We start from the raw sequence: 20,131 nt of genomic DNA, 5'->3' as shown, positions 1-20,131 counted from the left end.
TTTCCTTATTTAAGTTACGTATATTAGCTTGAACATCTATATCGTAACGGAAAGGTGTTTTTCTTGGTATAACCCTTGAACTCCACCCGCATAGCGGGTGGTTTTATGTTTAAGAAGCTAACGCATCTTAAACTGGCTAAAGCCATAATAAAAGGTGGGCTTATTTATAAGCCCACCTTAGGGTTACCATCTATATACCTTGATCTTCTTTATACCTTTATCTTTTCAACTGTCACTTCGGGAATTACTTCTACTCTTGCCATCACCAAGTTGTCTAATTATCTTTGTTTCTGGAAATTCGTTCATTTTCCACTACGCCACAATTTGAAATTTCTTAGGTATACGTTCTCAGATATAAAGAATTAGGTACGGAATAATGATTCTATATTCAAACCTTGGGTATGCAATATATCTCTAAGACGGCGCAATCCCTCAACTTGAATTTGACGAACTCTCTCTCTTGTTAAACCAATTTCTCGCCCAACATCTTCCAATGTTTCAGCTTCGTATCCAAGCAAACCGAAACGACGAGCCAAAACTTCGCGCTGTTTTGCATTCAGTTCAAACAACCATTTCACGATACTCTGTTTCATATCATCATCTTGAATAGTTGTTTCTGGCCCTGAATCGTTTTCATCAGATAAAATATCCAATAATGCCTTATCTGAATCACCACTAATTGGTGTATCGACAGAAGTAATGCGTTCGTTCAGCCGCATCATACGACTTACGTCTTCAACAGGTTTATCCAGTTTTTCCGCAATTTCTTCAATACTCGGTTCATGGTCCAATTTATGTGCCAGTTCTCTTGCAGTACGTAAATAGACATTCAATTCTTTGACTATATGAATAGGCAAGCGAATTGTGCGAGTTTGATTCATAATGGCTCGTTCAATTGTTTGACGGATCCACCATGTCGCATAAGTGGAAAAACGAAAACCTCTTTCAGGGTCAAATTTTTCCACTGCACGAATAAGCCCAAGGTTACCTTCTTCAATCAGATCTAGCAGTGCTAATCCACGATTGCTATATCGGCGGGATATTTTCACAACCAATCGCAAGTTACTTTCAATCATGCGTTGGCGTGCAGCAACATCCCCTCGCAGTGCTCGTCTGGCGAAAAGAACCTCTTCCTCTGCTGTCAGCAGAGGTGAGAAACCAATCTCTCCAAGATAAAGCTGGGTTGCATCAAGTACCCGTTGGTTTACTCCTTGCAACAAATCCAAATCTTCATCAAGACCAGTTATATCATCCTCATCTTTCAGCAACGCTTCATCAAAGTCATCAGCTTCCATGCTATTTTCGTCTAAATTCGCATCATCATACAACTCATTAACTTTAAGCGTACCTTGGCTCATCAGCTACTCCTACCCATGATAATGCGGGCAGGAATTTCAGATCCCTGCCCCGGTTTATCGCTGCGGAAGATAACGCAGCGGGTTTACGGATTTTCCCTTATAGCGAATTTCAAAATGTAATCTTACTGAACTTGTTCCAGTGCTACCCATAGTGGCAATTTTTTGCCCCGCTTGAACATCCTGTTGCTCACGAACCAATAAGGTATCGTTGTGCGCATAAGCACTTAGGTAGTCATCGTTATGTTTTATTATTATTAGATTTCCATAGCCACGTAATGCATTTCCGGCATAAACCACTTTCCCACTGGATGTAGCAAATACGGGTTGGCCACGATTCCCCGTAATATCGATGCCTTTATTTCCTCCTTGAGAATCAGTGAAGCCTTCAAGAATTTTTCCTTCTGCCGGCCATCTCCAACTATTAATCGTATCTATACCATTAATAGCGTTATTTACCCCTGTATCCGTTGCTATAGATACTTTTGAGGAAAAATCATTGCCATTAGAAATGGTTTCTTTTGGCAACATTTTTTCTGACCTTGGTCTATCAATATTTGCAGGATACGCATTAATTTTTTGAAAATCAACCTGACCAATTTTAGATTTAGTACTATTTGATGCTATTAATACACCATTTTTGGAGGTTGGATTACCTATTCTCAGGACTTGACCAACATTTAAGCTATAAGGCTCTGAAATATTATTTCTGAGAGACAGATCACGGAAATCGTTGCCTGTAATCCAGGCTATATAAAACAAAGTATCACCATGTTTAACCGTATAAGTACTCCCGTTGTAGCTTCCTTTGGGAATATTTTCGTAATTACGGTTATAAATAATTCTTCCTTGAGATGAACTGCTATTAGCAGAATTATTCACTAGATGACGGTCTTTAATAGCATGATTATCTGATACGCGATTTGTATCGATATTCACTATTGGGGCCGGACGATTTGGTGTATTGCTACAACCTACCAGTACGGCTCCCATAACGGTACTGGCAATTATCCATTTTATTTTTTTCATTGAGTTTTCTAGATTCATACTTTATTCCCCCATAAAGGCAAATATAAGTGCAAATAATGATGATTTATAAAAATTTAGGATTACAAAATATTTAAAGCGAAACATTTTGCTTAATTTCAGAAAAAATAACAGCCAATTTAAAACTATCCCCTCAAATAAATTAGCTGATTATGCTAGTTCGCCTTGAATTAGGGGGACAAAACGGACAGGTTCGATAACGTCGCCATGAAAATCATTCCCATAACGATGTACCACTTTTAGTAACTGAGTACGCTCGCCGACAGGTAAAACCATCACGCCTCCATCGGCAAGTTGCTGGAGTAATGCCTGAGGAATTTCTGGTGGTGCGGCTGTGACAATGATGGCATCAAAAGGCCCTTTTGATGGCCATCCATCCCAACCATCACTGTGGCGGGTTGAGATATTGTGTAGATCGAGTTGCTTCAATCTGCGCTTAGCCTGCCACTGCAAACCTTTAATCCGCTCTACGGAGAAAACGCGTCTGGCTAAGTGAGCAAGTATTGCTGTTTGATAACCTGAGCCGGTTCCAATTTCCAATACATTGGATTCAGGGGTTAAATTCAGCAACTCTGTCATGCGAGCGACAATATAAGGTTGGGATATAGTTTGCCCATGACCAATAGGCAATGCGGTATTTTCATATGCCTTATGTGCGAGAGCTTCATCCACAAAACATTCTCTAGGTACTTTGCCAATAACCTCCAACAGGTGCTCGTCGTGAATTCCTTGCTGACGCAGTTGCGCCAACAAATTTTTCATTGATCGGTTTAACATTCCCCAATATCCCCGACTTTTGCCAACCAATCACTTATCAGCTCCTGAACTTTATAAGCAGTTAAGTCCACTTGCAAAGGGGTAATGGAGACAAATCCTTCTTCTATCGCAGCAAAATCTGTCTCAGGCCCAAAATCACTCTTTTCTCCCGGAGGGCCTATCCAATAGAGCATATTGCCTTTGGGATCTTCCATGGCATAAACTTGCTCAGCAGCACTACGGCGACCGCATCGCGTCACCCGAAATCCCTTGATTTGTTCAATGGGAATATCAGGTACATTAACATTCAAAATATTGCCCGCCCTCAATGGGGATTTTTGCAACAGAGCTAATAAACGCACTGTCACTTCTGCCGCCGTTTCGTAATGTTGGTCACCATTGAGTGATACCGCCAGTGCGGGTAAGCCTAAGTGACGTCCTTCCATGGCAGCCGCGACCGTGCCAGAGTAGATCACATCATCACCAAGGTTAGGGCCACAGTTGATGCCAGAAACGACAATGTCAGGACGAGGGCGTACCAAATTATTCACGCCCAAATAGACACAATCCGTCGGTGTACCTTCCTGAACAGAAATATCACCATTGTTCAGAGTGTTGATGCGCAAAGGGCGATCCAACGTTAAGGCATTCGACGCACCACTACGGTTACGGTCAGGTGCAACGACCTGAACATGATAGTATTTCCGCAATGTAGCCGCTAAGGTTTGAATACCTGGTGCGGTGACACCATCATCGTTACTCAGCAATATCCGCAGCATTGATATATCTCATTGATTTTAATAAAAAATAAAACAGGTTAATATGGTAATTTACCCTGTGTGTGTTTGATCTTAGCATGACGTTGACAGTTTTGTAGAGTGCTTTGCATTCAGGCCATATCAAGGGAAGAGCCAAGATCCTGATTGATCAGTTCTCTAACAACGCTGGTTGCAAAGCTACCAGATGGCAAAGAGAAATGCAGAATGGCAGTTTGGTCGTCCTGCCATTCCCAACGCAAGTCAAGCGGTTTCACCAATATTGCCCGACGGGCGCTTTCCACACGCTCACGTTTGACTAATGCCCAAAGAGCTTCGTAATCCAATAAGCATTGTTGTTCGAAACCCAGAGCCTGATCCTGCGTTCCTAATGCTTTGTCGCCCGGTAAAGGAGCCGTTATCTGTAACTCTCCATCCATTACTCGCTGCTGTAATACCGACAATTCAGGTTCATCAGCCACAAACCAGCTACCGCGCCCTGTTAATTGTAATGCATCGCCATTTTTTACTTTCTGGTGCTCACCCTGAGCGATACGCCTGCTGGCAACAGTATTAAACATCGCGCTGCGACAGGCAGAAAGGTAAAAACTGCGGCGGTTGCGTTCCTTGACATGGATCTCATTAGCTGCCCAGCGTTGAGCCTGAACTAAATTTTGCCCATCTCGCCCGAAACGCTGTTCACCAAAGTAATTTGGAACGCCAGTTTGTGCTATCTGCTGCAAGCGTTTTTCCACAGATTGTCGGTCAGAAATTTCTCTTAATACCAGAGTGAAATCATTGCCTTTCAATACGCCAATCCGTAGCTTGCGTTTCTGGCGGGAAGTTGCCAGCACCTCACAACCTTCAAGTTGAAATGCCGTGAAATCTGGATCTTGTTTCCCCGGTATATGTAAACAGAACCACTGTTCCGTCACTGCGTTACGATCTTTCAATCCCGCATAACTGACAGAACGAGCGGGTATTTTGGCAAAACGAGCAAGATGATCCGCGACAAATTGGGTGTTACATCCTGTTTTACGGATATGTACCATTAAGTGTTCGCCTTCTCCATCAGGAGAAAACCCCAAGTCTTCGCGAACAATAAAATCTTCTGGCGTGGCTTTAACAATGCCAGTCGCTTCCGGTCGGCCATAAAGCCAATGTAATTCACTCAAAGTCATGCTTATTCCTTTACCAACAAAGCAACCGCTTCGCAGGCAATACCTTCTTTACGGCCAACAAACCCCAGTTTTTCCGTTGTTGTTGCTTTAACGTTAACATCATCCATATGGCATTCAAGATCTTCCGCCAGATTAACCCGCATCTGGGGAATATGCGGCAACATTTTCGGTGCCTGTGCAATGATGGTGATATCCAAGTTCCCTATCCGATAGCCCTTCGCACGGATACGGCGGTAGGCTTCTTTCAATAATTCACGACTATCTGCACCTTTGAAAGCAGGATCGGTATCGGGAAATAATTTACCAATATCGCCCAATGCTGCTGCCCCTAATAGGGCATCTGTAGCAGCGTGCAAAGCAACATCACCATCTGAATGGGCAATTAAGCCTTGTTCATAAGGAATGCGGACACCGCCAATGACTAATGGCCCTTCTCCACCAAATTTATGCACATCAAAACCGTGTCCAATTCTCATACGATAGATTCCTTAGCTTTTTGGGATAGGTAAAATTCCGCCAGTGCCAAATCTTCAGGCTGGGTCACTTTGATATTGTCTGCTCGTCCATTAATTAGCACAGGACGATAACCACAATGCTCAAGCGCCGAAGATTCATCGGTGATACAGGCTTGATCTGCAAGTGCTTTGATCAAACAATCACGCAATAACTGCAAAGGGAATAATTGTGGAGTCAAAGCATGCCAAAGTCCGTTACGGTCAACGGTATGGGCAATCAATGTGTGGTTAATTGTGGATGATCCTGACAATGATAGCGATACCATGCGTTTCATAGTATCCCTCACAGGTGATGCTAACAATCCACCACATATGTCAGGAGATACTGCGTTGTGATCAATAATTCGTAGCAAGCTATCGAGATCATTTCTATGAAGACAAGGACGGGCGGCATCATGCACTAAGACCCAAATTGCCCTGTCTGTAGGCAAACTAGCCAGATGCTCTAACCCAGCCAGAACCGAATCAGCTCGCTCTTCACCGCCAATCACTGTCGTAATTCTTGGATCAGAAGCGATGGGCAATTGTGCAAATTGTGTATCAGCAGGATTCAACGCAATAATAACGCGTTGTATACGAGGATGCTCAAACAGTGCTGCTAAGGTATGTTCAAGAATTGTTTTTCCGGCAACGTTCAGATACTGTTTTGGGCAATCTGATTTCATCCTGCTACCAATACCCGCAGCAGGGATCATGGCGATGATCTCAGCAACATTTTGATCTTCGACAATATCATGATTTTTAACACAAGCATTGTCAGCAAAAGGAACATCAGCAGGGGAATGAAGTTGTGACTTATTCATTTCGATTATTATTTACTGTTTTGATTTAAAGATTATTGCGCATTATGTTTTGAGGTATCTGGCACCATACGATAAAAAGATTCTCCTGGTTTAATCATGCCCAATTCATTACGAGCGCGTTCTTCAATCGCTTCCTGACCCCCTTTAAGATCCTTAATTTCAGCAAATAGCTGGTCATTACGTGCTTTCAGTTTAAGGTTATCAGCCCCTTGTTTATCAACTTCAGCCTTAACCCGCGCATAATCGTGAATGCCATTTTTGCCGAACCACAGCGAATACTGTAACCATCCCAGCAGAATCAATAATAGTAGCGTTAGTTTGCCCATCTCCCCCCCTGAAAACCCGCTAATCATCCCACAACTGAAAGCATGACGCCACCGACTCTCACAAAACCATTCGCAAAACCATTTTAAGGCCACTTGCAAAACAGGATTGCACGATATAACAGAAATACATTGCATTAACTGAGTGTAGAAACACATTATTTCACTAACAATAATAATGTGTTTCATGACAGTTTGTTGGGTTTGATCGTTAAGTTGGCAGGATTTCGTAGTTTTTCAGGGCAAAAAGCAGTTTTTCAACCGAAGATTCTACAGATTGTGAACCATCCAAATAGATTTCTGGCTGTTCGGGAGCTTCATAGTCAGCATCAATTCCGGTGAAATTGTGTAATTCTCCCGCTCGTGCCTTTTTATATAGTCCTTTGGGATCACGTAATTCACATATCTCCAGTGGCGTATCAACATACACTTCAATAAATCGCCCCTCTTCTATTAAGTTGCGTATTTTTTGCCGTTCTGCCCTATGAGGGGAAATAAAGGCTGTCAGGACAACCAGACCCGCATCAACCATCAATTTTGCGACTTCACCGACTCGTCGGATATTTTCCTGCCGATCTATTTCAGAAAAGCCTAAATCACTGCATAGGCCATGACGCACATTATCGCCATCCAGTAAGTATGTTTTGATACCCCGAACAAACAATGCCTGTTCCAATGCGCCTGCAAGAGTGGATTTTCCTGAACCTGATAGTCCTGTGAACCAAATCACCAATGCAGGATGCCCATTTACGCTTTCCCGCTGCACCCTATCCAAAACATGTGAATGCCAGACGATATTCTCCTGAGCCACTTATTTTCCTCCCAATAGATCACGTACTCCCCAGTGTGGGAAGTGGCGACGAACTAATTGGTTAAGTTCCAGTTCAAATTCACTGTACTCCTTAGGCTCCTCGTAAACACCTGCCTGAATTTCACGCACTAATCCAGCGCCTACAGTAACATTGGTCAGACGATCAATCAGGATAATTCCACCGGTATCTGCATGTTGCGCGTAGCTGTCGAGCAATAAAGGTTCATCAAATGAAAACTCCACCCGACCAATTGCATTAAGAGGTAATTCAACCGCAACTTTCTGTGTCAGGTTGTTAATATCCACCTGATATTGAACATTATCGACTTTGCCACGGCTTTTTTTGCCTGCTACTTTGATATCCAAACTTTGCCCTTGAATTAGTGGCTGTTCTGACATCCAGACGACATCAACCAAAGCATGGCGGGTCGCGCTCATTTGATCTTCAACAGCAATCAGTAAATCACCACGGCTAATATCTATTTCATCTTTTAGTACGATGGTAATAGCCTCTCCAGGCACGGCAAATGTGAGATCACCATTAAAAGTGACAATTCTTTCCACTGTAGAAACCACACCTGATGGCATAACTTTTATTTGCTGACCTTGCCATAAAACGCCCGATGACAATGTGCCGCTATATCCACGAAAATCAAGATCTGGACGGTTGACATACTGTACTGGGAAACGCAAGGGCTGTTCCGTCGCTTTTATTTTTACGTCTACGGATTCCAGAATATCCAGTAGCGTTTCTCCCATATACCACGCTATTTTTTCACTGCGGGTGACAATGTTATCCCCTTCCAACGCCGAAATTGGGACGAAATAGATGTTTAGGTCAGTAGGTAATTGTGCCGCAAAATTCAAATAATCTTGCTTAATCTGCTCAAATATATCTTGTTGATATTCAATCAAATCCATTTTATTGACTGCCACCACCAAGTGACGAATACCCAGCAAGGTACTGATAAAACTATGACGGCGAGTTTGTTCCTGAACACCTTTGCGTGCATCGATCAATAAAATAGAAAGTTCACTGGTTGAGGCGCCTGTCGCCATATTGCGGGTGTATTGTTCATGCCCTGGAGTGTCCGCAATGATGAATTTACGCTTTTCTGTGGAGAAATAGCGATATGCGACGTCAATGGTGATGCCCTGTTCCCGTTCAGCCGCCAATCCATCAACTAATAAAGCCAGATCGAGTTTTTCTCCCTGAGTTCCTATTCGCTTGCTGTCGCTTTGTAAGGTTGCAAGTTGATCCTCATAAATTTGGCGGGTGTCATGCAATAAGCGGCCAATTAATGTACTTTTGCCATCATCCACGCTGCCGCAGGTTAAAAAGCGCAGTAATCCTTTCTCCTGCTGCTCCCGAAGATAGGCTTCAACTCCGCCTTGTTGCTTGATCTGACTAGCAATGGTTTCATTATATGCAAGTGCTGGCATATCTGGACTCCTTAAAAATAACCCTGGCGCTTTTTCAGCTCCATAGAACCTGACTGATCACTATCAATCAGCCGCCCTTGCCGTTCGCTAGTGGTTGATATCAACATCTCTTCGATGATTTCCGGCAACGTTTCTGCTTCTGATTCCACAGCCCCTGTCAATGGCCAGCAGCCAAGTGTCCTAAAGCGCACTTTACGCTGGCTAATGACTTCCCCTGCTTTCAGATCGATTCTATCATCGTCAACCATAATTAATGTCCCCTCACGCTGAACAACCGGACGGGATTTAGCAAAATAAAGGGGGACGATATCGATCTGCTCCAAGTAGATGTATTGCCAGATATCCAACTCTGTCCAGTTAGATAATGGGAAGACACGGATACTTTCCCCTTTGTTAATCTGGCCGTTATAGTTGCGCCAAAGTTCGGGGCGCTGGTTTTTGGGATCCCAGCGATGGGAACGGTCACGGAATGAGTAAATTCGTTCTTTAGCGCGCGATTTTTCTTCATCACGCCGCGCACCGCCAAATGCTGCATCAAAGCCATATTTATCCAAGGCCTGCTTCAATCCTTCTGTTTTCATGATATCGGTATGTTTAGCACTGCCATGAATAAAAGGATTAATTCCCAACTCCTCTCCTTGTGGATTGCGGTAAACCAATAACTCAAAACCATATTTTTCCGCTGTACGATCACGGAAGTCGTACATGTCCTGAAATTTCCAGCCTGTATCTACATGCAATAAAGGGAAAGGCAGTTTTCCCGGATAAAATGCTTTACGTGCAAGATGCAGCATCACAGAGGAATCTTTGCCAATCGAATAGAGCATGACGGGGTTGGCAAATTCAGCAGCCACTTCCCGAATAATATGGATACTTTCAGCTTCAAGTTGCTGTAAGTGTGTCAGTCTTTTTTCGTCCATTGGGCACTCCTTATACTAAATCAATCACGGCAGGGCGATTTATTTGACCAGAAGCATTTCCATGTTCAAACCATCCTATCTGATGGTGGAGTTGAGCCACCTCTCCTATTACCAGCAAGGCGGGTGATGGTACTTTTTGTGCCAATCGCTCCAATTCGGACAAGGTTCCGGTCAATACTTGTTGTTCTGGGCGAGTGCCACAACCAATCACAGCGACGGGGGTACTACTATCCCGACCATGCGAAATCAGCTTTTGGCTGATCAAGGCTGCTTTCATGATCCCCATATAAATGGCTAATGTTTGATTACACCGCGCTAGTGCAGGCCAATCCAATTCATCACCATTTTCACGGCAATGTCCGGTAATAAAGGTGACACTTTGCGCGTGTTCTCTGTGGGTCAATGGGATACCTGCGTAAGCAGAAGCACCTACCGCTGCCGTAATGCCAGGCACGACTTGAAAAGGGATCCCTGCTGCTACCGCAACTTGTAATTCCTCTCCACCACGGCCAAAAATAAAGGGATCGCCACCTTTTAAGCGAACCACTTTTTTCCCCTGATTCGCTAATTTGATGATAAGTCGGTTGGTTTCTTCCTGTGCCACGGAGTGATTACCCGCTCTTTTTCCAACACAGATTTTGTCTGCATCACGGCGAACTAATTCCAGAACTTCTGCACTCACTAAGTGGTCATAAAGAATGACGTCAGCCTGCTGGATCACTTGCAAACCTTTTAAGGTTAATAATCCCGGATCACCTGGCCCAGCACCTACCAGCGCGAGTTCTCCTTGGGAATGAGAATTACCTTGTGCCAACTGCTGTTCAAGTTGCTCTTCTGCTTGTTGTAATTGTCCATTGGCGATCAGTGTGGCAAAACGCCCATTAAACGCCTTTTCCCAAAAATGGCGCCGTTGACGTATGGAAGTAAGACGTTGTTTCACGCGTTCGCGCCAGCGCCCCGCAATATTTGCCATTGTACCAAGGCTAAATGGGAGCAAAGATTCCAACTTTTCTCGCAATAATCTGGTTAATACCGGAGATTTTCCAGCCGATGAAATAGCCACAATAACTGGGGAGCGATCAATAATTGATGGGAAAATTGCCGAACAGAGTGGTTGGTTATCCACAACATTAGTCAGGATAGCGCGCTTATTGGCTTCGACAAAAATATGTTGATTTAGGTTGTGATCGTCTGTGGCAGCGATCACTAAAAATACGCCATCAAGGTATTCTGTTTTAAATGTTCCCTGTAACCACTCAATTTCTCCTTTTTGATGACGTTGTTGCAGTTCTACGTGTAGCTCAGGAGCAACAACCGTTAACGCTGCACCAGTACGAAGTAATAGGTCTGCTTTGCGAGAGGCGATTTCTCCGCCTCCAACCAGCAGTACAGATCGGGCTTTAAGTTCAATAAATAAAGGTAAATAATCCACAATACCATCCCACGTTAGAGCCTATTCATGTTCTACCCTATGGATTTCAAGTCACAAAGGATATAGCTCTTAATTATTATGATGACCAGAAGATGAATATATGAGGCTGTGATCAGGTTATGAAATGACAAAAAGTAATTATTTGTTCCTGAATCGCATAAGATAATTTTTTCGTATGTTATAAGGCCGATTAAGCAAGATATTCAGAATAAAAAAAACAGCGCTTCTTTTTGCGAGATGCGCTGTCTAATAGAAATTGTTGTGATCTGTAATATTAATTTAACCTTCGTGCAAACCACACTCACGTTTCAGGCCAAAAAAACGAGTTTGTTCTTCACTCATACCTGGTTCCCATTTTTGGGTGGTATGAGTATCCCCGACAGAAAGGTAACCTTGCTCCCATAATGGATGGTATTCAAGACCATGCTTTATCAGGTATTGATGTACCTGCCGATTGTCCCAATCAATAATGGGCAGGATTTTGAACACTCCTCGTTGAATTGCCAGCACAGGTAAATTGGTACGACTTTCTGATTGCTGGCGGCGCAAACCTGCAAACCAACTTTGCGCTTGCAGCGTTTTTAATGCGCGGTTCATAGGCTCAACTTTGTTGATTTGGTTATAACGTTCTATCCCCTCTATTCCCTGTTCCCATAATTTACCATAACGAGCTTCCTGCCAAACCGGTGAGTGCTCCGCACGAAAAATCTTCAAGTTCAGATTGAGTTTTTCAGTCAGTTTATCGATAAATTGATAAGTTTCGGGAAATAAGTATCCCGTATCGGTGAGAACCACGGGAATATCAGGGTACTCCCGCGTCACAAGATGCAAGCAAACTGCTGCCTGAATACCAAAACTAGAGGAAAGCACAAATTCGCCAGATAGATGTTCCAATGCCCATCTCACACGTTCACTGGCATCCAACACCTCCAGTTGTTGATTGATTTCTGCCAATGATGTGATTTGTTGCTCTGGAGACAGTACCACCAGCTCCGATAAATTCAGTCGGTTCATACTGCCTCCTGCCAATCATAAAAATCGACGGCTGAATTCAATACTGGTTTGATGATATCAGCACGGATCAGAAAATCACCAAAACATTCATCGATATGACGTTCCAAAGCCCAACGACCAATTAATTCATCTAGTATCTCAAGGATCTCTGCTGATGTGATATTTTCCCTGTACATGCGGGGAATTCGATCACCTATGCGATTTCCCCCAAGATGCAGGTTATAACGATCAAGCGCTTTACCCACCAGCCCAATTTCTGCCAACATCGCCCTGCCACATCCATTGGGGCAGCCTGTAACACGCAGTATGATCTCTTTATCACCAACGCCATGCTTTTCCATTAACGCATCAACGTGATCGACAAAAGTCGGCAAGAAACGTTCTGCTTCAGCCATCGCTAACGGGCAAGTAGGAAATGAAACACAAGCCATAGAGTGGTGACGCAGAGTTGTCACGCTATCGTCAATTAAACCATGAGCACGGGCAATTTCTTCTATCTGCGATTTTTCACTCTCAGGTATCCCTGCCACAATCAGGTTTTGGTTGGCAGTCAGACGAAAATCTCCTTTATGAATTTTCGCAATTTCTGCAATCCCAGTTTTTAATGGCTTGTTGGGATAATCCAATACACGGCCATTTTCAATAAATAAGGTCAGATGCCATTGATCATCAATGCCTTTTAACCAACCAATTTGATCACCCCGACCAGTGAATTGATACGGGCGAATTGTCGCAAATTTCACGCCCGCACGTTTTTCAACTTCTTGTTTGAAGGTTTCAATGCCCACACGTTCAAGAGTATATTTAGTTTTCGCATTTTTACGGTCAGTTCGGTTACCCCAATCACGTTGGGTGGTCACTATCGCCTCTGCAATTGCCAGTGTGTGCTCCAGTGCAATAAAACCAAATTCACTCGCCAGCCGTGGAAAGGTTTTTTTGTCGCCGTGGGTCATGGCTAATCCCCCGCCCACCAATACGTTAAAGCCAATTAATTGATCATTTTCCGCAATGGCGACAAAGTTCATATCGTTGGCATGCAGATCCACATCATTTTGTGGCGGGATCACCACCGATGTTTTGAATTTACGTGGCAGATAAGTAGTACCAAGAATCGGTTCTTCATCGGTTGTTGCAATTTTTTCTTTATCCAACCAGATCTCAGCATACGCATTGGTACGAGGCAGCAGATGTTCCGATATCTTTTTTGCCCACTCGTAAGCCTGTTGGTGTAACGCAGATTGCACCGGATTAGATGTACACAACACGTTACGATTGACGTCGTTGGCGGTAGCCAGTGAATCCAATCCCATCTGTGCCAATAATTGGTGTGCCGGTTTGAGATTATTTTTTAAGATCCCATGAAACTGGAATGTCTGGCGGTTGGTCAATCTAATGCTGCCATACAGCGTATTTTCTGTCGCAAACCGATCAATACCCAGCCACTGCTGTGGGGTAATAATTCCCCCCGGCAGGCGACAACGCAACATCATGGCATGGCGTGGTTCAAGTTTTTGTTCTGCGCGCTCTGCCCGAATATCACGGTCATCTTGCTGATACATACCATGAAAGCGGATAAGGAGGAAATTATCCCCCTCAAATCCACCTGTCAGCCCATTTTTTAAATCTTCGCTAATCGTTCCTCTCAGATAATTGCTGTCTAACTTCATGCGTTCACTGTCTGCCAGTTTACCTTCGACGATCAAAGGATCTGGTTTTTCTTTGCTCACATTGCTCATGTTAGTAAATATCTCTCTGATAACGGCGCTCAAGGCGCAATTCACTCAAGAATTCATCAGCCTGTTCAGCATCCATGCCACTATGTTGTGAAATGATGCCCAATAGGGCCTGTTCTACATCTTTTGCCATGCGATTCGCATCGCCACAAACATACAGATGGGCGCCATCCTGAATCCAGCGCCAGACTTCTTCTCCCTGTTCACGCAATTTGTCTTGTACATAGACTTTATGCTGCTGATCCCTTGACCATGCCAGATCAATACGGGTCAATAAGCCTTCTTTCACGTAGCGCTGGAATTCAACCTGATAAAGAAAATCTTCAACAAAATGTGGGTTACCAAAAAACAGCCAGTTTTTACCTTCAGCTCCCTGACTGTCACGATGCTGCAAAAATGCCCTAAACGGAGCAACCCCCGTTCCCGGCCCAATCATGATGATTGGTGTATTAGGATCGGCGGGTAAACGGAAATTGTCGTTCTGTTCGATGAACACACGGATGTTGTCATCTTCCTGCAAACGATCCGCCAAATAACCTGACGCACCGCCAGTACGAGCCCGCCCTTCAATGTCATAACGAACTACTCCCACAGTAATATGGACTTCATTTTCCACTTCAGATTGTGAAGAGGAGATGGAATAAAGACGTGGTGTCAGTGGGCGCAATAAATCAATAAATTGCTGGGCTTCAGGATGTGAAGCAACAGCTCTGACCATATCTACAATGGGTGTTGTCTGGGCGTATTGCTGTAATGCTTGTTTGTTAGCGACTAGCGATAACAGTTTTTCATCTTTCGCCAACGCTGCATATTTCTCAACAATCATTCCGGTATTTTGGGTCAACTCTACATAGCTAATCAGCGCCTCACGCAATGGGAGTGATTTTCCATGCACATTGACCTGTTCTGAACCTTCCAACCAAAGCAAGGCTATTAATTCATCCACTAAAGCCGGATCGTTTTCAAACCAAACTCCAAGGACATCCCCTGGCTGATAACACAGCCCTGAATCCCCTATATCAATTTCAATATGGCGAACATCTTTGTCAGAACCATGTCCTGTTATTTTCTGATTAGTCAACAGAGAGGCCGTTAGAGGACTTTCTCTGGTATACGTTTGGGTTTCCTTGACATGCGCTGGAATAATCGATGCAATAGCAGATGAAGTGATAGCATTTGCTTGTATTGACAAACGCTGCTTCAAAATATCCGTAATTTGCTGACACCATTGAGCAGCTTGTTCTTGGTATTCCACATCAGCATCAACACGCTCCAATAGACGCTGAGCACCAAGCTCATGCAGACGACTGTCAAAATCTTTCCCTGCCTGACAAAAGTTTTCATACGACGTATCCCCAAGTCCAAATACGGCATATACCGTCTCTTTCATTGATGGTGCTTTTTTGGAATAGAGATACTTATGGAGTGCTACAGCTTCTTCTGCGGGCTCACCTTCACCTTGTGTTGAAACAACAACAATCAATACACTTTCCTGAGAAATTTTCTTAAATTTATAGTCACCTGCATTAATTAAGTTTACATTGATATTTTCAGCTAATAGTGAATCTCTTAGCTGTTCTGCCAGACGACGAGCATTGCCTGTTTGTGATGCGGAAAGCAAAGTCACTGTTTCCTGCACAGAAACGGTCGTTGTCTCTACCCCAGTTTGTGGCTGATGATTTACCATTCCCCAAAAATAGCCAGACAACCAAGCTAATTGATGTGGAGAAAAATCGCTAATTGCAGATTGCAAGCGTGATAATTGTTCTGGAGAAACAGGTAGTAATGCGATTGAAGGTGGTTTTGCGGTCATTGTCCCATTGCCTTTTGCTATAGCCAATATCCATGTTGTAAAAGATGTAGCAATCAATCCAATCATTAACATGAATTGATTAAGGTTATCCCAAAATGGGAGCGGTATTTAAAGAAAGGATCGCAATATCTCATAACCAAAATGCCTAACTTTATTTACAGATTTAATATATCAATAAAGCCGTTAAGCGTTGTGCTTTTTACTTCCAGAAAAATCACGTTAAGCTCGCAAAGTTCAGGTAGAATAGCCGACCTTTTGAAATCAGGGGAAAGCACAATGAGTACAACCATCTTTAAAGATTTTCAATTCGAAGCAGCGCATCGCCTTCCACACGTACCGGAAGGGCACAAATGTGGGCGTTTGCATGGGCATTCATTTATGGTACGTCTGGAAATCACCGGAGAAGTCGATCCGCTTAGTGGCTGGCTCATGGATTTTGCCGATGTCAAAGCGGCTTTTAAACCTGTCTGGGAACGGCTCGATCACCACTATCTCAATGAGATTCCTGGACTTGAAAACCCAACCAGTGAAGTGTTGGCCAAGTGGATCTGGGAGAAGTTAAAACCGACATTACCTCAACTCAGTGCTGTCATGGTTAAAGAGACTTGTAGCGCAGGTTGTATCTATCGGGGAGAATAAGGATTCAGCACCAGAGCCTGGTGCTGAATGAGATTTAGGCGATATTCAAGTACTTATGAGTTTGCATCGAAAAACGCCAATTACGGGCAATACACGTTTCGATGCATAAGCGGGTAGCATCTTCTTTCTGGCTGATCGGCTGTAAGGCAATAACTGGAGTAGGATTTCCATCAAGCATAGTCAATAATTCATCTAATGCTTCAATATCGCGCTGCCGCCCGACAGGATGCTTAATTTCATCAGCGCGTTTAATAGCCTCAGGCAAAACTTGATAGCCTCCACGCATTTTCACTTTCGGAGAAACTGTCACCCACGTTCTATCAGAGCACTGAATCACATGTGTACCACTCGTCTCAATCTGACATTGATAGCCTTCACTTTCCAATGTTTCAGTCAAAGGACGCAAATCATATAAACACGGCTCTCCCCCGGTAATAACAATATGCTTCGCACTATAACCTTGACGAGTGAATATACTCAGCAATTGTTTTGCATTGGCAACGCCCCACAGATCACTGTCTTGCGATTTCAGTAAGATATTTTCCATTGGCTGCTGTTTATCAGCCTCTTTTTCCCACGTATGTTTGGTATCGCACCAACTGCACCCTACCGGACATCCTTGTAATCGAATGAAAACCGAAGGCACACCGGTAAACACTCCTTCTCCCTGTAAAGTTTGGAAGATTTCATTTATTGGGTAAATCATAAAAAAACTCTGGCTTTAATAAACTGCCCGTTATTATTACAGATATCTATCCCGCGAACATCCATCTTTATGGTATCGTATTGGGTTGCTTTTGCTGGCATCTCACGCCAGACAGAGCGTCGTATGCCTAAATACTCTCAGGCTGAAAGGATAGATGGGAATAACGAATGCAAAATAATGAAAATCAGCTTAAACAGGGTCTAAGCGTACGGCACATCCGCTTTATGGCTTTAGGCTCTGCAATAGGCACGGGGCTGTTTTATGGCTCAGCAGCAGCAATACAGCAAGCTGGCCCCGCTGTATTGCTGGCCTATTTACTCGGCGGCGCTGCCGTATTTATCGTGATGAGAGCACTAGGCGAAATGGCCGTTCACCATCCTGTTTCTGGTTCTTTTTCGCAATATGCCAGCCATTATCTGGGGCCTTTGGCCGGTTTTTTAACTGGCTGGATCTATATTCTTGAAATGCTGTTTGTTTGCTTGGCTGATATTACCGCATTCGGCACATATATGAAGCTCTGGTTCCCACATGTTGATCAATGGATTTGGGTTTTAGGAATTGTATGTTTTATTGGTGCCTTGAATCTGTGTCACGTAAAAATCTTTGGTGAAATGGAGTTTTGGCTTTCAATCATTAAAGTCACCGCCATTATTGCCATGATTATTGGCGGCCTTGCCATTATGTTTTACGGGTTCGGACAAGCAACTGAACATGCAACCGGCCTGTCCAATTTATGGGAGCATGGTGGCTTTATGCCAAATGGTATCAGTGGGGTGATAGCCTCATTCGCCATTGTTATGTTCGCTTTTGGGGGCATAGAAGTCATTGGTATTACTGCCAGTGAAGCGAAAAATCCAGAAAAAACGATCCCTCAGGCAATTAATGCTGTCCCGTTTCGTATCTTGATCTTCTATGTTTTGACTCTGTGTATCCTGATGAGCATCTATCCATGGAATCAAATTGGTCAAGATGGAAGCCCATTCGTACAGATTTTTTCCAATTTGGGCATTAATTCGGCTGCAAATATTCTGAATATGGTCGTGATTACCGCTGCTATTTCCGCTATCAATAGTGATATTTTTGGTGCGGGCAGGATGATGTATGGTATGGCACAAGAAGGACAAGCTCCCGAATCATTCAAAAAATTAACTCGTAATGGTGTGCCATGGATGACAGTTCTTGTCATGACTGCGGTTCTGTTACTTGGCGTGGTTCTTAATTATTTGATCCCTGAAGAAATCTTCATTCTTATCGCTTCTGTTGCCACATTTGCAACCGTCTGGGTATGGTTGATGATTTTAATCTCGCAAATTGCCATGCGTCGCCAAATGAGTGCAGAAGAAGTCAAGACACTAAAATTTCCAATTCCGATGTGGCCCATCGCCCCGATAATCACGCTTGTTTTCATGGTCAGTGTCATCATATTGCTGGGTTATTTTGAGCAAACAAGAGACGCATTATATGTTGGTCTAGGTTGGGTATTTATTCTAACTCTGGCCTATTTCTTCGGTGTGAAGAATAAACTATCCGCAAAACGCTCTTCTAACCAGTGAACTATTCAAGTATGTTTTAAAAAGCGTCGGTAATCTCCGACGCTTTTTTATTTTTTCTCTACAAGATCAATTAATTGCTTTATCCATCAATTATCCTCACACAGAGAAATCGTCATAAAGAGAAGTCCACCATCAATGGGTTGTGATCAGAAGCACCGGTCATTACAACTGCTGCACGGGAAACTTTTAATTCACGATAAAAAACAAAATCCAGCGGTTTGCCAAAAACAATCGTTCTATGATCGTCATTAAAATATACTTCTTTCAAGTGCATACGGTGTGCGAAACGTTCTAATATTTTTAATCTCTGTCGACTCCACGCATTAAAATCTCCAGCAAAAATGACGGGGCCATTATGTAAATTTATATGAATACCGATGTTATTTAATTGCCGACTATAAACATCAACACCAAGGCTAAAGTTGATGGCATGCACGTTTATCACCATCAACTGGCGTTTATCTGGCAATGGATAAATCGTAATTAATGACGATTTAGATAGCCTGAATATCGGTTCTTTTTCACGCAGCGGGCAACAATAAATCGGTGAAGACGATGCCAATGTCATCACACCTGATGGGTGTTGAGGAATAGCAAATGCAGGAACCTGATCTGCAACTAAGCCACTGTTTGTAATGAACTTTAGTAAGGCTGGGGTGGTTTGTGCTTCTTGTAGCAAGACAAGGTCACTCTTCTCAATCAAAGAAGCCAAAACATGTTGCCATGATGGACGCTGTTGTTTGTAGATATTCCAGATAGCGACAGAAAGCTCACAACTATGGTCAAAAAGCGGTTCTCCGCGTGGTAACGACGCATCCTCAAGTAATTGCTTACAAGTAGGGAAAACCCGTTCTACAGGCTGTCCAGCAACATATCTCATGGCAAAATTTTTTTGAGCGTAATCTTTTCTCGCCCAGCTTTTTCTTAAGTAACTATTCCTGATCAAGTTTCCCCCAGCTTACCTCAATACCTTTTACCTCCACTAATATGACATCTTAGTAATTGATTTCAATCTCTAGTGCCTAAAAAACCAACACAGTTGTGTAACTATATAATAACAACACAACATATTGGTAAAACAATTATTCATTAGAATTAGTAGATTTATTTAATATTAAAAAAATAAACATTAATATATTTGATAAGTATCAAAAAAGTATCATATTTAAGAAGTAAATTTCTCTTGGTCAAGAGACATATAAGGATATAAGCAATAAGCTGTATAGATTAGGCAATCAGAACCACCCGCATAGCGGGTGGTTTGCTCTAGCCCTATAAGGGCATGTTACCGACTGCGCCTAAATGACGCGGCTTTCTCTTCGTTCAAGCTAA

The 20,131-nt window shown here is 43.2% G+C and carries 19 protein-coding genes; 2 read left to right on the top strand and 17 right to left on the bottom strand.

Annotated elements, in window-relative coordinates:
• Positions 1-362 precede the first annotated feature (362 nt).
• The 15 genes from rpoS to cysJ form a co-directional block, all read right to left on the bottom strand.
• Positions 363-1,358, bottom strand: coding sequence for an RNA polymerase sigma factor RpoS (rpoS, locus tag Xentx_RS04770; protein WP_074019138.1), 996 nt, complete (start codon positions 1,356-1,358; stop codon positions 363-365).
• A 54-nt stretch (positions 1,359-1,412) separates the two neighbouring features.
• A complete protein-coding gene (gene nlpD / locus Xentx_RS04765) occupies positions 1,413-2,384 on the bottom strand; it encodes a murein hydrolase activator NlpD (protein ID WP_083600882.1) in 972 nt (323 codons plus the stop codon).
• Positions 2,385-2,552: 168 nt separating this feature from the next.
• On the bottom strand, positions 2,553-3,179 hold the full coding sequence (locus Xentx_RS04760) for a protein-L-isoaspartate(D-aspartate) O-methyltransferase (protein WP_074019136.1): 627 nt from the start codon (positions 3,177-3,179) through the stop codon (positions 2,553-2,555).
• Positions 3,173-3,937, bottom strand: coding sequence for a 5'/3'-nucleotidase SurE (gene surE, locus Xentx_RS04755; protein ID WP_074019135.1), 765 nt, complete (start codon positions 3,935-3,937; stop codon positions 3,173-3,175). Before surE ends, Xentx_RS04760 begins: the two co-directional genes overlap by 7 nt.
• A gap of 110 nt (positions 3,938-4,047) precedes the next feature.
• The gene (gene truD, locus Xentx_RS04750) at positions 4,048-5,094 is read right to left on the bottom strand and encodes a tRNA pseudouridine(13) synthase TruD (RefSeq protein ID WP_074019134.1); all 1,047 of its coding nucleotides are present in this window, start codon (positions 5,092-5,094) and stop codon (positions 4,048-4,050) included.
• 2 nt (positions 5,095-5,096) lie between these two features.
• Entirely contained in the window at positions 5,097-5,570 is a 474-nt protein-coding gene (gene ispF / locus Xentx_RS04745; RefSeq protein ID WP_074019133.1) for a 2-C-methyl-D-erythritol 2,4-cyclodiphosphate synthase, read from the bottom strand.
• The gene (gene ispD, locus Xentx_RS04740; RefSeq protein WP_074019132.1) at positions 5,567-6,412 is read right to left on the bottom strand and encodes a 2-C-methyl-D-erythritol 4-phosphate cytidylyltransferase; all 846 of its coding nucleotides are present in this window, start codon (positions 6,410-6,412) and stop codon (positions 5,567-5,569) included. Before ispD ends, ispF begins: the two co-directional genes overlap by 4 nt.
• A 32-nt stretch (positions 6,413-6,444) precedes the next feature.
• Positions 6,445-6,738 (bottom strand): cell division protein FtsB, encoded by a 294-nt coding sequence (gene ftsB, locus Xentx_RS04735; protein ID WP_074019131.1) that lies wholly within the window; start codon positions 6,736-6,738, stop codon positions 6,445-6,447.
• Between the two features lie 208 nt (positions 6,739-6,946).
• Positions 6,947-7,546 carry an adenylyl-sulfate kinase gene (gene cysC / locus Xentx_RS04730; RefSeq protein WP_074019130.1) on the bottom strand — a complete coding sequence of 200 codons (600 nt, stop codon included), beginning with the start codon at positions 7,544-7,546 and terminating at the stop codon, positions 6,947-6,949.
• Entirely contained in the window at positions 7,547-8,989 is a 1,443-nt protein-coding gene (gene cysN / locus Xentx_RS04725) for a sulfate adenylyltransferase subunit CysN (protein ID WP_074019129.1), read from the bottom strand.
• Positions 8,990-9,000: 11 nt separating this feature from the next.
• Positions 9,001-9,909 (bottom strand): sulfate adenylyltransferase subunit CysD, encoded by a 909-nt coding sequence (gene cysD, locus Xentx_RS04720; RefSeq protein ID WP_074019128.1) that lies wholly within the window; start codon positions 9,907-9,909, stop codon positions 9,001-9,003.
• Between the two features lie 10 nt (positions 9,910-9,919).
• Positions 9,920-11,341, bottom strand: coding sequence for a siroheme synthase CysG (cysG, locus tag Xentx_RS04715; RefSeq protein WP_074019127.1), 1,422 nt, complete (start codon positions 11,339-11,341; stop codon positions 9,920-9,922).
• A gap of 279 nt (positions 11,342-11,620) precedes the next feature.
• Positions 11,621-12,355 carry a phosphoadenylyl-sulfate reductase gene (locus tag Xentx_RS04710; protein WP_074019126.1) on the bottom strand — a complete coding sequence of 245 codons (735 nt, stop codon included), beginning with the start codon at positions 12,353-12,355 and terminating at the stop codon, positions 11,621-11,623.
• On the bottom strand, positions 12,352-14,091 hold the full coding sequence (cysI, locus tag Xentx_RS04705) for an assimilatory sulfite reductase (NADPH) hemoprotein subunit (RefSeq protein WP_074019125.1): 1,740 nt from the start codon (positions 14,089-14,091) through the stop codon (positions 12,352-12,354). Before cysI ends, Xentx_RS04710 begins: the two co-directional genes overlap by 4 nt.
• 1 nt (position 14,092) lies before the next feature.
• The gene (gene cysJ / locus Xentx_RS04700) at positions 14,093-15,901 is read right to left on the bottom strand and encodes an NADPH-dependent assimilatory sulfite reductase flavoprotein subunit (protein ID WP_074019262.1); all 1,809 of its coding nucleotides are present in this window, start codon (positions 15,899-15,901) and stop codon (positions 14,093-14,095) included.
• A gap of 276 nt (positions 15,902-16,177) precedes the next feature.
• On the opposite strand from cysJ, the gene queD reads away from it, so the two are divergent.
• Positions 16,178-16,540, top strand: coding sequence for a 6-carboxytetrahydropterin synthase QueD (queD, locus tag Xentx_RS04695; protein ID WP_074019124.1), 363 nt, complete (start codon positions 16,178-16,180; stop codon positions 16,538-16,540).
• A 34-nt stretch (positions 16,541-16,574) separates the two neighbouring features.
• Here the strand turns inward: queD and queE are convergent, their stop codons facing one another.
• On the bottom strand, positions 16,575-17,246 hold the full coding sequence (queE, locus tag Xentx_RS04690) for a 7-carboxy-7-deazaguanine synthase QueE (protein ID WP_074019123.1): 672 nt from the start codon (positions 17,244-17,246) through the stop codon (positions 16,575-16,577).
• Between the two features lie 167 nt (positions 17,247-17,413).
• Here queE and Xentx_RS04685 point away from each other — a divergent pair, with 167 nt between their 5' ends.
• The gene (locus Xentx_RS04685) at positions 17,414-18,799 is read left to right on the top strand and encodes an amino acid permease (RefSeq protein WP_074019122.1); all 1,386 of its coding nucleotides are present in this window, start codon (positions 17,414-17,416) and stop codon (positions 18,797-18,799) included.
• Between the two features lie 112 nt (positions 18,800-18,911).
• Here Xentx_RS04685 and Xentx_RS04680 read toward each other — a convergent pair whose 3' ends face one another.
• Positions 18,912-19,745, bottom strand: a complete 834-nt coding sequence (locus Xentx_RS04680) for an endonuclease/exonuclease/phosphatase family protein (RefSeq protein ID WP_279625079.1) — start codon at positions 19,743-19,745, stop codon at positions 18,912-18,914.
• Positions 19,746-20,131: the final 386 nt, after the last annotated feature.

Source organism: Xenorhabdus thuongxuanensis, from assembly GCF_001908095.1.
GTDB classification, from domain to species: domain Bacteria; phylum Pseudomonadota; class Gammaproteobacteria; order Enterobacterales; family Enterobacteriaceae; genus Xenorhabdus; species Xenorhabdus thuongxuanensis.
This window is presented reverse-complemented; position numbering and strand designations above follow the sequence as displayed.

Excerpts from the sequence above, each read along its gene's own strand:
- rpoS (WP_074019138.1), bottom strand. The coding sequence starts at position 1,358 with ATGAGCCAAGGTACGCTTAAAGTTAATGAGTTGTATGATGATGCGAAT.
- nlpD (WP_083600882.1), bottom strand. The coding sequence starts at position 2,384 with ATGAAAAAAATAAAATGGATAATTGCCAGTACCGTTATGGGAGCCGTA.
- Xentx_RS04760 (WP_074019136.1), bottom strand. The coding sequence starts at position 3,179 with ATGTTAAACCGATCAATGAAAAATTTGTTGGCGCAACTGCGTCAGCAA.
- surE (WP_074019135.1), bottom strand. The coding sequence starts at position 3,937 with ATGCTGCGGATATTGCTGAGTAACGATGATGGTGTCACCGCACCAGGT.
- truD (WP_074019134.1), bottom strand. The coding sequence starts at position 5,094 with ATGACTTTGAGTGAATTACATTGGCTTTATGGCCGACCGGAAGCGACT.
- ispF (WP_074019133.1), bottom strand. The coding sequence starts at position 5,570 with ATGAGAATTGGACACGGTTTTGATGTGCATAAATTTGGTGGAGAAGGG.
- ispD (WP_074019132.1), bottom strand. The coding sequence starts at position 6,412 with ATGAATAAGTCACAACTTCATTCCCCTGCTGATGTTCCTTTTGCTGAC.
- ftsB (WP_074019131.1), bottom strand. The coding sequence starts at position 6,738 with ATGGGCAAACTAACGCTACTATTATTGATTCTGCTGGGATGGTTACAG.
- cysN (WP_074019129.1), bottom strand. The coding sequence starts at position 8,989 with ATGCCAGCACTTGCATATAATGAAACCATTGCTAGTCAGATCAAGCAA.
- cysD (WP_074019128.1), bottom strand. The coding sequence starts at position 9,909 with ATGGACGAAAAAAGACTGACACACTTACAGCAACTTGAAGCTGAAAGT.
- Xentx_RS04710 (WP_074019126.1), bottom strand. The coding sequence starts at position 12,355 with ATGAACCGACTGAATTTATCGGAGCTGGTGGTACTGTCTCCAGAGCAA.
- cysI (WP_074019125.1), bottom strand. The coding sequence starts at position 14,091 with ATGAGCAATGTGAGCAAAGAAAAACCAGATCCTTTGATCGTCGAAGGT.
- cysJ (WP_074019262.1), bottom strand. The coding sequence starts at position 15,901 with ATGACCGCAAAACCACCTTCAATCGCATTACTACCTGTTTCTCCAGAA.
- queD (WP_074019124.1), top strand. The coding sequence starts at position 16,178 with ATGAGTACAACCATCTTTAAAGATTTTCAATTCGAAGCAGCGCATCGC.
- queE (WP_074019123.1), bottom strand. The coding sequence starts at position 17,246 with ATGATTTACCCAATAAATGAAATCTTCCAAACTTTACAGGGAGAAGGA.
- Xentx_RS04685 (WP_074019122.1), top strand. The coding sequence starts at position 17,414 with ATGCAAAATAATGAAAATCAGCTTAAACAGGGTCTAAGCGTACGGCAC.